At 64.4% G+C, this 13,294-nt stretch carries 9 protein-coding genes; 5 read left to right on the top strand and 4 right to left on the bottom strand.

What is annotated here, in order from left to right; translation table 11 throughout:
* Positions 1–8 precede the first annotated feature (8 nt).
* From ispE to O0882_RS21370, 3 genes are all read right to left on the bottom strand, one after another.
* A complete protein-coding gene (ispE, locus tag O0882_RS21380) occupies positions 9–893 on the bottom strand; it encodes a 4-(cytidine 5'-diphospho)-2-C-methyl-D-erythritol kinase (RefSeq protein ID WP_289951279.1) in 885 nt (294 codons plus the stop codon).
* Positions 890–1,540: an outer membrane lipoprotein LolB gene (locus O0882_RS21375; protein WP_289951277.1), complete on the bottom strand. Its 651-nt coding sequence runs from the start codon at positions 1,538–1,540 to the stop codon at positions 890–892. Before O0882_RS21375 ends, ispE begins: the two co-directional genes overlap by 4 nt.
* A gap of 61 nt (positions 1,541–1,601) precedes the next feature.
* Positions 1,602–3,392 carry a tetratricopeptide repeat protein gene (locus tag O0882_RS21370; RefSeq protein WP_289951275.1) on the bottom strand — a complete coding sequence of 597 codons (1,791 nt, stop codon included), beginning with the start codon at positions 3,390–3,392 and terminating at the stop codon, positions 1,602–1,604.
* Positions 3,393–3,558: 166 nt separating this feature from the next.
* Here O0882_RS21370 and mutM point away from each other — a divergent pair, with 166 nt between their 5' ends.
* Genes mutM through O0882_RS21345 form a run of 5 tightly spaced genes read left to right on the top strand, consistent with a single transcriptional unit; the run spans position 3,559 to position 9,941 of the window.
* A complete protein-coding gene (mutM, locus tag O0882_RS21365; protein ID WP_071079741.1) occupies positions 3,559–4,395 on the top strand; it encodes a bifunctional DNA-formamidopyrimidine glycosylase/DNA-(apurinic or apyrimidinic site) lyase in 837 nt (278 codons plus the stop codon).
* A 34-nt stretch (positions 4,396–4,429) separates the two neighbouring features.
* The gene (locus tag O0882_RS21360) at positions 4,430–6,331 is read left to right on the top strand and encodes a dynamin family protein (protein WP_289951616.1); all 1,902 of its coding nucleotides are present in this window, start codon (positions 4,430–4,432) and stop codon (positions 6,329–6,331) included.
* 33 nt (positions 6,332–6,364) lie between these two features.
* Positions 6,365–7,528 carry an A/G-specific adenine glycosylase gene (mutY, locus tag O0882_RS21355; RefSeq protein WP_289951271.1) on the top strand — a complete coding sequence of 388 codons (1,164 nt, stop codon included), beginning with the start codon at positions 6,365–6,367 and terminating at the stop codon, positions 7,526–7,528.
* The gene (locus O0882_RS21350; RefSeq protein ID WP_289951270.1) at positions 7,528–9,321 is read left to right on the top strand and encodes a sensor histidine kinase; all 1,794 of its coding nucleotides are present in this window, start codon (positions 7,528–7,530) and stop codon (positions 9,319–9,321) included. The genes mutY and O0882_RS21350 overlap by 1 nt, the downstream gene beginning before the upstream one ends.
* Complete coding sequence (locus O0882_RS21345) at positions 9,318–9,941, top strand: response regulator (RefSeq protein WP_289951268.1); 624 nt, start codon at positions 9,318–9,320, stop codon at positions 9,939–9,941. The genes O0882_RS21350 and O0882_RS21345 overlap by 4 nt, the downstream gene beginning before the upstream one ends.
* A gap of 122 nt (positions 9,942–10,063) precedes the next feature.
* Here O0882_RS21345 and O0882_RS21340 read toward each other — a convergent pair whose 3' ends face one another.
* Positions 10,064–13,285 carry a molybdopterin dinucleotide binding domain-containing protein gene (locus tag O0882_RS21340; RefSeq protein WP_289951267.1) on the bottom strand — a complete coding sequence of 1,074 codons (3,222 nt, stop codon included), beginning with the start codon at positions 13,283–13,285 and terminating at the stop codon, positions 10,064–10,066.
* Positions 13,286–13,294 lie beyond the last annotated feature (9 nt).

Raw genomic sequence — 13,294 nt, 5'->3', positions numbered from 1 at the left:
TTTACTCTCTACAACATGGTGAGCATCGGATGGCGACTCAGCGCTTTTGCCTTCCAGGCGATCCAGACTGGTGGCACATTGCTGAGCACCGCATCCGCTTCTTCCTGACTGCCAAACGCACTAAACACACAAGCACCGGAACCAGTCATCCTGGCCTCACCGTAAGCACCCAGCCATTTTACCGCATCTGCTACCGGCTTGAAAAGACTGCATGCTACTTGCTGTAAATCATTCTTACCAAACCCGCCCGCATCGTTTCCGTCTGCGAGGTACCTGGAAAAGTCCGCTATTGTGACGGGTTCGGTATTTCTCGTCAAGCCTTCCGCGCAAAAAATTGCGGCGGTGGGTACTTGCACGCCCGGCTCGATCACCACATACCAGCATGCTGGCGTGGCGACAGGCTGCAAGGCCTCGCCCACGCCTTCGGCAAAGGCATTCTCGCCAAAGATAAAAAACGGGATATCGGCGCCCAGCGGCAAGCCCAGCGCCATCAATTCCTCGCGCGTCAACCCCGCTTGCCACAAACGGTTCAGCGCCATCAACGCCGTGGCCGCGTCGGACGAGCCGCCCCCCAGGCCGCCGCCCATGGGCAACACTTTATCGATGGCGATATCGACGCCGCGCGGCAAGGCGCCCTTGCGGCGCAGCACCTCGGCCTGCAGCAGTTTCGCGGCGCGGATGATCAGGTCCTGCTCCTGCGGCACACCGGCGAGCGCCGTCACGCGGACAATCGCCGTGTCGTCGCGCAGCGCGAAGTGCAAGGTGTCGCCATGGTCGAGCAATTGGAACACCGTCTGCAGCAGATGGTAGCCATCGGCGCGGCGGCCGTTGACGTGTAGAAATAAGTTCAGCTTGGCCGGTGCCGGGCAATTGTTCAGGGTCGTCAGTGTCATGGTGCAGGTGCGGAAGTGGCGGGATCGAGCACGATGCGCAGCGAGACGGCATCGGCCTGCGCGCTGGCATTGCGTTCGGCATCGATACGCCGCGGTTGCGGCAAGGCGCCCGGTGTATTGTCGGCCGCATTTTGCCCTACTTCTTGCCACGACACATAGCGCAAACGCCAGCCGTCTTTGGTGGTCACGCTGTCGTTCGCGGGCGAAGCGACAAAGCGCTTGCCGTCGGCGCCCACGGCGTATCCCTGCAGCCAGTCGCGCAAGCCCGACACGGGCAAGGACCAGCCCAGCATCTGCGCGCTCAGGGTATCGACATCGGGCGCGCTGCGCGGCGCCTTTCCGCTTTGCGTCAACACGGCCTGCTGCGGCGTGACGGCAATCGTCGCCAGAGTGCTGCCGACGGGCGAATACAGGGTCACGTCCGTGCGCTGCGCCGTCTGCTGCCAGTTGAAATTGACGGTCGCCGATTCGGGCTTGTCATCCTTCTGGTACACGACATTCAAGCGGCCCGTCAGCTCCACCTGCTCGCGGTATGGGGCGACGGTTTGAGCGGATGGCGCGGCGCCGGACGAAAAGGGGGAAGTCAGGGTCGAGCAGGCCGAGAGGGACAGGCAGACGAGCGTGAGGGGAAGGAGTTTTTTTAACATGGGCACAAGGAAAAACCAGCGCCATGGCGCTGGTTTTTTATAGTTGAGTTAATCGATTCAATCACAAACTGACATTCAGGCGCGCCAGGGTGCTTTTCAGCGCATCGTTTTTCGGGTCCTTGCTTCGCGCATCGCGCCACAGTTTTTGCGCTTCATCCTTGTCGCCCTTCTGCCACAGCACTTCGCCCAGGTGGACGGCGATTTCCGGATCGCTGCGCACGGCATAGGCACGGCGCAAGGCGTTTTCCGCGGCAGCCAAGTTGCCCATGCGGAACTGCACCCAGCCCATGCTGTCCATGATGAACGGGTCGCCCGGCGCCATCTGCAAGGCTTTTTCGATCAGCGCATGGGCTTCCGGCAAGCGGATGCCCCGCTCGGCCAGCGAGTAGCCCAGGGCGTTATACGCATGCTGATTGTCGGGCGCCAGCGCCATCACGCGGCGCAGGCTCGCTTCCATCAGCTCGAGTTTATCCAGGCGCTCGGCCAGCAAGGCGTAGTCGTACAGCAGTTCCGGATTGTCGGGGAAGCGCAGCAAGGCGTTTTCCAGCACCGTGTAGGCGCTTTGCACATAGCCGGCGTCGCGCAGGAATTGCGCATCGACCAGCAACACCTGCGCCTGGCTTGCCGGATCGTCCGTTTCGATTTCCGTCAGCGCCTTGCGCGCCGCATCGAGATTGCCGCCACGGGCGATCAACTGGGCGCGGCGCAAGCGCGCCTCGACATAGCCGGCGGAAGCGCTGTTGTCGACCTTGTCCAGCCAGGCGATCGCACCGGCCGTGTCGCCGCGCGTCTCGGCGATCTGCGACAAAATCATCAGGGCCTTGAACGGATCGCGCGTATCGCCAGGGGATTTTTCAAGCACGGCCAGGAAACGCTTGAAGTACTGCTCCGCGCCCTTGGTGTCTTCCAGCTGCAACGCCACGATACCCAGCGCATACAGGGCGCCCACGTTATCGGGCGCGCTTTTCAGCAGCAGCAGGAACTGGTCGCGCGCCGGCTCGAGCTGTTTTTGTTCGACCAGCAGGCGCGCATACGCGCCGCGCACTTCGACGGCGTCCGGATTCTTTTGCAGGAAAGTGGCCAGCACCTTGCCCGCCGCCTCGGGCTCGCCCGTCACCTGCGCCAGGGTCAGCGCAGCCAGCTCGGAGTTCGGCTTGATGGCCAGCGCCTTGTTCGCTTCGCCGATGGCGCGTTCACGCTCACCGATCGACAGGGCGCCCTGCGCCAGCACCAGATGCGCTTCGAACATGTCCAGGTAAGGCTGCGCCAGGCGCGTCACCATCGAATAGGCATACAGCTTGTCATTCGAGCGCGACAGGATCTGTTGCATCTGAAACAGGGCCACGCCGCGCGCGCCCGCCGGCGCATTGGCCAGGCGCTCGGCGAAAATCGGTTCCGCCTCTTCGATCTTGTCCGTCAACACGACAAAGCCGAGGAAGAACTGCGTCGCCTCGTCCGAATCGGGCGCCAGCTCGCGCCACAGGCGGATGGCCGCCAGCGCTTCGCTGCCCTGCTTGGCGGCCAGCGCCATTTCGGATGCGCGGCGCGCCAGGCGCGGATCGCGCGTCTGCTGCGCCGCCACCATCATCGTCACGTACGGCCCTTGCCACTGGCCGCTCTTGAATTCCATCTCGGCCTTGGTCAGCTTGTACAGCAAATCGCTGCTCAGCTCGACCTTCGGCAGCTCGTCGCCGCCGGGCCCCGCCTTGGAGGTGGCGTCCGGCTCCTGCGGCGCGGCGGGCGCGGCCGCAGAGGGGCCGGCCGCGGCATCGGCGGGGGCGACAGGCGTCTGCGCCATGGCATGCGTGGCCATCAGGGCGGACAAGGTTACAATGGCGAAAGCGTTTTTCAAAGGCTGATCCTGGCTAAACGGCAAAGTTTGATTCTACGCCCAACGCGGCTATCGCGTACTTCACGTATGTAACGAAATATATACGTCGTGGCGGCGTAGCCGGCCCGGGCCAGCCCTGCGCCGGCAACCCGCCTGTTTTTACCCGGTTTTCAACCATTCGAGCCCTATGCCAGAATTGCCAGAAGTCGAAGTCACACGGCGCGGTGTCGCGCCCCACATCGAGGGCCGCGCCGTGCGCGCCGTCGTGCTGCGCCGCGACGGCCTGCGCTGGCCCTTCCCCCCGGCCCTGGGCGAACAACTGTCGGGGCAAACCATCGGCCTGACGGGGCGGCGCGGCAAATACCTGCTGATCCACTTCCGCCACGGCACCTTGATCATCCACCTGGGCATGTCGGGCCATTTGCGCGTGCTGCCGACGGGGACGGAGGCGCAAAAGCACGACCATTTCGACCTCGTCGTGGAAGACGCGGACGGCGGCAGCCAGGTGCTGCGCATGACGGACCCGCGCCGCTTCGGCGCCGTTCTGTGGCACGACGAGGCAGACGGCCCGCTCGATGGCCACGCGCTGCTGCGCGGCCTGGGTACGGAACCGCTGGAAGGCGGCTTCACGGGCCGGCTACTGTTCGAAAAAACACGCAACAAGGGCACCAACATCAAGCAGGTACTGATGGCGGGCGATATCGTCGTCGGCGTGGGCAATATCTATTGTTCCGAAAGCCTGTTTCGCGCGGGGATCAACCCGAAGACGCCGGCCCGGCGCATCGGTCTGGCGCGCTATGAGAAACTGGCGCAAGCGATCCGCGACGTGCTGGCCGAAGCCATCGTGCAAGGCGGCAGCACCCTGCGCGACTTCATCGGCGTGAACGGCCAGTCCGGCTACTTCCAGCAGACGTATTTCACGTACAACCGCGCGGGCAAGCCGTGCCGCGTATGCGGCGCGCCGATCCGGCAAATCGTGCAGGGACAGCGTTCCACGTTTTACTGCGTGAATTGTCAGAAATAGCGGTCAAAAGTAAGTCATGGAAAAAGGGAGTCAGATGGTCAGGGACCTGGAACAATACAGCGCATGGCGGCAGGACGTGCAGGCCGCCTTGCAGGCATACCGGCAAGCCGCCAGCGCGGCGGGCCTGGTCGACGGCGCTTCCGCGCTGCGCCTGGCGCGCTGTGGTTCCCGCCTGCTCGACGACCGTTTGTCTGTCGCCTTCGTGGCGGAATTTTCGCGCGGCAAATCCGAGCTGATCAACGCCATCTTCTTTGCCGGCTATGGCCAGCGCATCCTGCCCTCGGGCGCGGGCCGCACCACCATGTGCCCCACCGAGCTGCTGTACGACGCGGCCTGGCCGCCATCGATCCGGCTGCTGCCCATCGAGACGCGCGCGCAGAACCTGTCGACCAGCGACTACCGCGACCTGCCCGCCGCCTGGACCGTCCTGCCCCTGAACATCGATGCGGGCGGCGACATGCAGGAAGCCATCCGCCAGGTCAGCCTGACGAAAAAAGTCAGCGTGGAAGAAGCGGCGCGCTACGGCCTGTACGACGCCGACGACGCGGACGCTCCCGCCATGCTGGACGAAGACGGCCAGGTGGAAATTTCCATGTGGCGCCACGCCATCATCAACTTCCCCCATCCGCTGCTGAAACAGGGCCTGGTCATCCTCGATACGCCCGGCCTGAACGCCATCGGCACGGAACCGGAACTGACCCTGAACCTGATCCCGAATGCGCACGCGGTGCTGTTTATTCTGGCGGCCGACACGGGCGTCACGCGCAGCGATATCGAGGTATGGCGCAACCATATCGGCGCTGGCGCGGGGCGCCTGGTGGTGCTCAACAAGATCGACAGCATGTGGGATGAATTGCGCGGCGACGCCGAGGTGGCGCAAGCCATTGAGCGCCAGCAGGCCAGCGTGGCGCATCTGTTGACGCTGGACGCTGGCCAGGTGTTTCCCGTCTCGGCGCAAAAAGCCCTGGTGGGCAAGATCAACCACGATGCGGCGCTGCTGGAAAAGAGCCGCCTGCAGGCGCTGGAGACGGCCCTGTTCGAGGAGCTGATCCCCGCGCGCAAGGACATCATCCGGCGCCAGCTGGCGTTCGACCTGGACGCCATCGAAGCGGCGCAACAGGTGCAGGCGGCGGCGCGCGCGCGCGGCATCGCCGAGCAGTTGCACGAGCTGCACAGCCTGCGCGGCAAGAACCAGAGCGTGATCGCCCACATGATGCGGCGCATCGATATCGAGAAGAAGGAATTCGACAGCAGCCTGTTCAAGCTGCAAGCGACGCGCGCCGTATTTACCCGCCTGTCGACGGAGCTGTATACGAGCCTGGGCATGGACATCGTGCGCGACGATATCGATGGCGTGCGCGCGGCCATGCAGCGCAGCCGCTTTTTCACGGGCCTGCGCGAAGCCGTGCGCCAGTACTTCGAGCGCATCGCCAGTAACCTGGATCGCTCGGAAGGCAAGACGGCCGAGATCACGGAAATGATGAACGTGATGTACCGCAAATTCGCCTCCGAACATGGCCTGGCGCTGGCCTTGCCGATGCCGTTTTCGCTGGCCCGCTACCGCCAGGAGATCGCCGACATCGAAGCCGTCTACCATAAACAGTTCGGCACGGCGACCCTGCTCACCACCAGTCGGGTCGTGCTGATGGAAAAATTCTTCGACACCATCGCCTCGCGCGTGCGCCGCAGTTTCACCAACGCCAACGACGACGCCAGCGCCTGGCTGAAAGTCATCATGGCGCCCCTCGAAGCGCAGATCGTCGAGTACAAGGAACAGCTGAAACTGCGCTTTGCCTCGATTCAGCGCATCCACGACGCCACCGGCAGCCTGGAACAGAAAATCGCCGGCTTCGAGGCCAGCCTGGCGGCGCTCGAGCGCGACAAGGCGCAGCTGGCGCAATTGCTGGCCGCCTTGCGCGCGGCCAGCGCAAGCTGAGCACCATCAAACAACAGAACACTGGAATCCCGCATGAAACGTCTGCTGCATCCGCTCTCGCCCGCCAACGGCGCGGCACCTTTGAAAGATTACGTCGACCCGACTTTTTCCGCCACCGTCATCGCCTGGCAAAAGCAGCATGGCCGCCACGCGCTGCCATGGCAAAACACGCGCGATGCCTACCTGATCTGGCTGTCCGAAATCATGCTGCAGCAAACACAGGTCACCGCAGTACTCGGCTACTACGCGCGCTTCCTCGAACGCTTCCCCACCCTGCGCGATTTGGCGGCAGCACCGGTGGAAGACGTGATGGCGCAATGGAGCGGCCTGGGCTACTACACGCGGGCGCGCAACCTGCACAAATGCGCGCAGCGCGTGGTGGCCGAATACGATGGCGTCTTCCCCAGCGACCCGGCCCTGCTGGCCGACCTGCCCGGCATCGGCCGCTCGACGGCGGCCGCCATCTCGGCGTTTTCCAGCGGCACGCGTGCGGCCATCATGGACGGCAACGTCAAGCGCGTGTTTGCGCGCACCTTCGGCATCGATGCCTATCCCGGTGAAAAGCGCGTCGAGGAAGCCATGTGGCGCCGTGCCGAAGCGCTACTCCCGGAGACTGGCATCGAAGCCTACACGCAGGGCTTGATGGACTTCGGCGCCACCCTGTGCACGCGCAGCAGCCCCGATTGCGGCCGCTGCCCGCTGCAACCGCGCTGCGTGGCTTACGCCACCGGCCGCACCAAGGATCTGCCTGTACGCAAGCCGAAGAAAACCAGCCCGGAAAAACATGCCGTCATGCTGCTCATCGTCGACGACGGCCAGGTGCTGCTGGAGCAGCGCCCCGGCTCGGGCATCTGGGGCGGCTTGCTGTCGCTGCCCGAACTCGATGGCCATATGCTGGCCGATGCGGACTCGCCGCGAGAGATAGACCAGCAGGTACTGGCACGCGCGGTGGCGCCGTTCGGCGCAATCGAGACGCAGGAACGGCTGCTGCCCATCGTGCACGTCTTCACCCATTACAAGCTGCACATCGTGCCCTGTCGCATCACCCTGGCGCGGCGCCTGGCGCTGGCCGGGGAAGCGACGCACGTCTGGTACGACGGCGCGAACATCGCCGACGCGCCGCTGCCCGCGCCCATCAAGAAACTGCTGCTGGAACTGTTCGGCGATGCGCGCGCGGCGCAGCGCAGCATGTTCTAGTGCGACGTTTTTTACTGTTCGCGCTGACGGCGCTGTGTTTGCATGGCGCGCAAGCAGCTGACGCGCTGCCGGAGGTACGCATCGGTGTACTCGCCTACAAGGGCGGCGACGCCGTGCAGCAGGACTGGTCGTACGTGACGCGCCACCTGCAGGCGAGCATCCCCGGCATCCGTTTTACATTGGCCGACTACGACCAGGCGGGCCTGACGCGTGCCGTGCAGTCGCAATCGATCGCCTTCGCCATCACCAGCAGCGGCCATTACGTGGCACTCGAACACAGCGATGGCGCCAGCCGCATCGCCACGATTGAATCGCCGTGGACGGACTCGCCGCGTCAGGCCATCGGTTCGGCCATCGTCGTGCGCAGCGCGTCACCGCTGCATGACCTGGCCGACCTGGCGGGCAAGAACGTGATGGCGGTGGCGCCCGATGCGTTTGGCGGCTACCAGATCGCCGCGCGCGAACTGCGCGAAGTTGGCATCGATCCCACGCATGATTTTGCCAGCCTGCGCTACAGCGGTTTCCCCTCGCAGCAGATCGTCGAAGCCGTGCGGGCGGGACGCATGGATGCCGGCATCGTGCGTACCTGTCTGCTGGAACAGATGGTGGCGCGCGGCGAAGTGCGCGCCGATGAACTGCGCGTGATCACCACGCGCCCGATTCCCGGTTTTCGCTGCGCCAGCTCGTCGCGGCTGTATCCGGACTGGCCCTTCGTGGCCCTGCGCCAGACGCCGCCAGCGCTGGCGAAAAAAGTGGCGCAGGCCCTGCTGGCCATGCCGCGTACCGATGAAGGTTACAGCTGGACGGTGCCCAGCGATTACCAGATCGTCGATGAACTGTTCCGCGAGCTGCGCATCGGTCCCTACGCCTACCTGGACAAGCTGACGTTCGAAACGGCGCTGCGCCGCTACTGGGGCTGGATGCTGCTCGTGCTGGCCTTGCTGGTGGCCTGGGCCGTGCATACGGTGCGCGTGGAATACCTGGTCAGCCGGCGCACGGAGCAATTGCGCGCGGCCCAGCACCAGCAGCGGGCGCTGGAAGAACAGGCGCGCCAGCGCCAGGCCACGCTCGACCACACGGCGCGCCTGGCCATCCTGGGCGAGATGGCCAGCGCCATCGCGCACGAATTGAACCAGCCGCTGGCGGCCATCGGCAATTTCGCGCGCGGCATGGCGCGCCGCATCACGGCAGGCCGGCTCGACGCGGCGCCACTGCTCGATGGCGCGCAGGAAATCGCCACGCAAAGCGAACGCGCGGGCGCCATCATCCGGCACATCCGCGCGATGGCGCAAAAACGTCCCGCGCACAGCACGCCCTTCGCCCTGGCCGACGCAGTGGAGCAATCGGTATCACTGTTCCGCGCGGCCCATCCGCAAGCGCGGATCGATTGGCGCCACGACAGCACCAGCCCTGACGCGCGCGTGCTGGCCGACCCGCAGCAAGTGCAGCAGGTGCTGCTCAATTTGCTCAAGAATGCGCTCGATGCGCAAGTGGAAAACGACAATCCGGGTCACCCCATCGGCGTGCTGCTGCACCGCGAAAACGGCGCCTGCACGGTGGCCGTGCGCGACGCCGGTTGCGGCCTGCAGGCGACGCAGATGGCGCGCCTGTTCGAACCTTTTTTTACCACCAAGGCCGAAGGCCTGGGCCTGGGCATGTCACTCAGCAAAAGCATCATCGAATCGTTCGGCGGCAGCCTGTCGGCGCATGCCAACGCCGATGCACCAGGCTTGACGGTCTGGTTCCGCCTGCCCGAAGATACCGGTATGGAAGCAAACAAGGAAACACCATGAATGAAAGCGATGCGATCATCTTTGTCGTCGACGACGACGCGGCCATGCGCCGTTCGCTGGCCTATCTGTTCGATTCGGCCGGCTGGCAAGTGGCGACGTTCGAATCGGCGCGCGACTTCCTGCAGCGCTATGATGGCCACGCGCCCGGTTGCTTGCTGCTCGACGTGCGCATGCCTTTGATGAGCGGACTGGAACTGCAACAGGAGTTGAATAATAAAACCGGGCACGCCATATCGCTGCCCGTGATTTTCCTCAGTGGCCATGGCGACCTGGCCATGGCCGTGCAGACGATGAAGGCCGGCGCCTGTGACTTCCTGGAAAAGCCGTGCAAGGACCAGGTGTTGCTGGATGCCGTCTCGCGCGCCGTGGCCCGCAGCGTGGATGAGAGCCGCAACGCCGCCAGCGCGAATACGGCGCAATCGGCGCTGGCCAGGCTGACCGCGCGCGAGCGCGAAGTGGCGCTGCTGATGGCCGAAGGCAAAGCCTCGAAAGTCATCGCCCGCGAGCTGGGCATCAGCGACAAGACGGTACAGGTGCATCGCCATAACACGATGGAAAAACTGGGCCTGCACTCAGCAGCCGAGGTAGCCCGGTTGCTGATGGCCAGCGGCGAGATCTAGAACGCCCAACCAAACCTACTGCGCGTCGTGATTTACGGCCTGCGATGCTCACTGTGCATTCGCACAGCTGAGCTTCTCGACCGCACCTCCCTTCCGCTCGCTACGGTTTTGTTGGGCCTTCGTTATGCACGAATGATACGTGCCGGCAGCCCTTGCCGCACCGACGTGCCCGAAACGGGATCGACAAACACGTTCTTGTCGCCGCGGCTCGGGTCCGTCAATCCCAGATCGTTCAGGTTGATGCCCGCGCCGATGGCCGGCTCGTCGGGCTGACGCGACTTGCCGATGCGGTGGGCCCGCGCGCCATGCTCCTTGTGGCCAAAGCCATGTTCAATGGCGATCACGCCGCGCTGCACCCCATGGCGCAGCATCACCGTGGCCCTGGCCCTGCCGCCCGGCGTTTCCAGATATATTTCATCGCCATTTTCCAGTTTCAAACGCGCCGCATCGTCGGGATGCACGGCAACCGGATTGTCCGGGTGGATGCCGCGCAAGCGCCGTGCGCCGATGCTGTAGGAGTTCTGCAGCGCCGATTTAAAACTGATCAACTCGAATGGCCACTCGCTGGCCGGATACGCCTTGCGCACGGGCGTGCCGTCGGCAAACGCCGCCACTCTCCAGGCGGGCGTGCCGGAGAAGCGTTTGCCGCTCAAGCTGTTCTTGCTCACGCCCAGGCCCTCGTTGTACAGCATCATCGGTTTCAGATAGCGGTGTGTGGACCAGTCCTGCGGATACGGCGTCTCATCAAGCACCGGCACGGGAGCTGCCGGCGCCTTGGCATTCGCCGGTGGCGGCAGGCGCAGGCCGAACATCTCGCCATAGCTCTGGTAGCGTCCTCCGCGCGCCAGCATGAAGGCCACCTTGCGCCACTCTTCCGGCTTCAGGGTGCGCTCCAGTTCGGGGCGGATGCGGGCCACGCCAGAGAGCGCAATGTCGTCGTCGCTCGCCTCCGGCACGGCCGTCTTGCCCTGCCAGGCGATGTTGGCGCCGCCGCGCAGATACCAGTCTTCCGCGCGCAGCAAGGGGAAGCGCTGGCCATCCATGTCCTGCAAGGCCTCGGGGCCGAAGCCCGGCAAGGCCATCGTTTTGGCCAGCGCGATGAAGAACGATTCCATGCAGATGGTCTGGCCATCCGGCGTTTTCTGCACGCGCGGTTCGACCACGGGCCAGCGCGCCGTGCTCATCTTGACAGGCATGCCGCCCCAGGCGCCGGCCCAGCCCCAGCTTTCATACAGCAAGGTATCGGGCAGCAGGTAGTCGGCAAACGCCGAGCTTTCATTGATGAAGGGGTCGATGGCGACGATCAGGGGAATCTTCTTCGGATCGGCCAGCTCCTTGCCTATCTGCGCGCGCAAGCCCGTGATGCCGTAGACGGGATTGCAGCTCCACAGGATCAGCGCCTTCAAGGTGTACGGATAGCCGTTCATGGCGCTGGTGAGCCACTCGGTCGCCAGCGCGGGCGCATTCGGATACCACGGCGCCCTGGCCGGATACGCCTTGCCCGCTTCCTTCTTCAGCTTGAATTCCGAGGTTTTCTCATAGGGCACATTGCGCCCGATCGGCATGCCCGTCGCCTTGATCTCGCCGTCGAAACTCTCCAGGTTATAGCGCGGCCCAGGCCCCGCATCCTTGAAGCTGCCGCCATTAACCAGGGTGCCACCCTTGCGGTTCAAATTGCCGATCAGGGTGTTGAGCATGACCAGCGCATACGCGTTATAAAAACCCGCGCCCGACATCATGCCGCCATGCGCATTGACGGCTGCGCGCTTGCCGTGGCTGGTCAGTTCCTGCGCCAGGCCCTCGATGATGTCGCGCCCGATGCCGCAGGCGCTTGAATATTCATCCATGCTGTGGCGCTGCGCTTCTTCGTTGAGCATCGTCATGGCCGTCTTCAGGTGCAGCGGCGCGCCCGCCACCTCCAGCGGACCGTCGAAGAACAGGCGCCCCTCGCCCTTGGCCGCGTTGTGCGGCACGATGGCTTGCGTGGCGGCGTCGATCACGCAAAATGCGTCGCCATCCTTGTAGCGCTCTTCTTCCGCCAGCTCCACCGCGCCGATGTCCGAAGCGCGCAGGTAGCGGCCGTCGCGCGGATGGCCCTTTTCGTTGATGATCAAATGCGTGGCATTGCACCAGGCGGCCTCGCCCGCCGCTTCCGCCACCTTCAGGTTCGGCTGCACGAGGAAGTTGCGGTCATAGCGTTCGTGTTCGATGATCCAGCGGATCATGGCCATGGCCAGCGCGCCATCCGTACCCGGCTTGATCGGTACCCAGCGGCTGCGGTCGCCCGCGGCCAGGCTGTCGGCATTCGTCAGCACCGGGTCGACGACGACGTAGCTGAAATCGCGCTTGCCCGAACGGGCTTTCGCGATCAGGGTGCCCTGGCGCTTGAACGGGTTGCCCGCATTGCCCGGCGCCGTGCCGACGAAAATGCAGAACTCCGTGTTTTCCAGGTCCACTTTCGCGTGCGGCATTTTCTTCATGTCGCCGAACATGGCGCCCGAGCCGCTGCGGTAGGCGCCGCCGCAATACGAGCCGTGGTTGACCAGGTTCAAACTGCCGTACGACTGCTTGAAAAAGCGCGTGCCGAACGCCAGGCGGCCATCGTCAGTGCTGCACATCAGACCCACCTGGTTGACTTGCGGACCCAGTTCCGGCTGCGCCGGATCGATCGGTTTTTCCAGCTCGCGCAAGGCGCGCAAGCCCTGCACCTGGCCTTCGCCAAACAGGTCGCCGCCTTCCGTCACTTCCTTCACCAACTGATCGAAGGCGATCGGCTCCCACTGGCCGCCGCCACGCGGTCCCACGCGCTTCATGGGCGCCAGCACGCGGAACGGCGACTCCATCTGTTCCAGCACGCCATTGCCGCGGCCGCAAGCGGTCGAGCGCCCTTTCAGCCCCTTTTCCTGGAAGCGCGAGAGCGACACAAAACTGTCGCGTATCGAGGTCTGGTACGGCAGCGCCGGGTCGGCCGACATGGGGCTGTAGGGATTGCCCGCCACGCGCAGCACCTTGCCGCTTTTTTTATCCAGGCGCACGCGCACGCCGCAAAACGTGGTGCAGCCCATGCACATGGTGTAGCTGACCTGCTGGTCCGGGTTGACGGTCAATTTTCCCGTGGCCGTGTCGACGGAAAACTCGGGCGGCAGGGAATTGCCGTGCAAGCGCTGTACGGGTTTGTCCTTGCCCAGGGCGTGGTCGACCATGCGGCCGGCCGTGGTGGAAAAGCTGGCGGCAAAGGCGGCCAGGCCGCCGCCGATGGCGCCGTAGCGCAGCAGCTTGCGGCGCTTTTCGTTTTCATCTTCAGGGACGTCGTTGCGGTCGTCGTTATTTGTGTGTTCGTTCATTTTTGACTC

Source organism: Janthinobacterium sp. SUN073, from assembly GCF_030397665.1.
Taxonomy (GTDB): Bacteria; Pseudomonadota; Gammaproteobacteria; order Burkholderiales; family Burkholderiaceae_D; genus Janthinobacterium.
This window is presented reverse-complemented; position numbering and strand designations above follow the sequence as displayed.

Excerpts from the sequence above, each read along its gene's own strand:
- O0882_RS21360 (WP_289951616.1), top strand. The coding sequence starts at position 4,430 with ATGGTCAGGGACCTGGAACAATACAGCGCATGGCGGCAGGACGTGCAG.
- ispE (WP_289951279.1), bottom strand. The coding sequence starts at position 893 with ATGACACTGACGACCCTGAACAATTGCCCGGCACCGGCCAAGCTGAAC.
- O0882_RS21345 (WP_289951268.1), top strand. The coding sequence starts at position 9,318 with ATGAATGAAAGCGATGCGATCATCTTTGTCGTCGACGACGACGCGGCC.
- O0882_RS21375 (WP_289951277.1), bottom strand. The coding sequence starts at position 1,540 with ATGTTAAAAAAACTCCTTCCCCTCACGCTCGTCTGCCTGTCCCTCTCG.
- O0882_RS21340 (WP_289951267.1), bottom strand. The coding sequence starts at position 13,285 with ATGAACGAACACACAAATAACGACGACCGCAACGACGTCCCTGAAGAT.
- mutY (WP_289951271.1), top strand. The coding sequence starts at position 6,365 with ATGAAACGTCTGCTGCATCCGCTCTCGCCCGCCAACGGCGCGGCACCT.
- mutM (WP_071079741.1), top strand. The coding sequence starts at position 3,559 with ATGCCAGAATTGCCAGAAGTCGAAGTCACACGGCGCGGTGTCGCGCCC.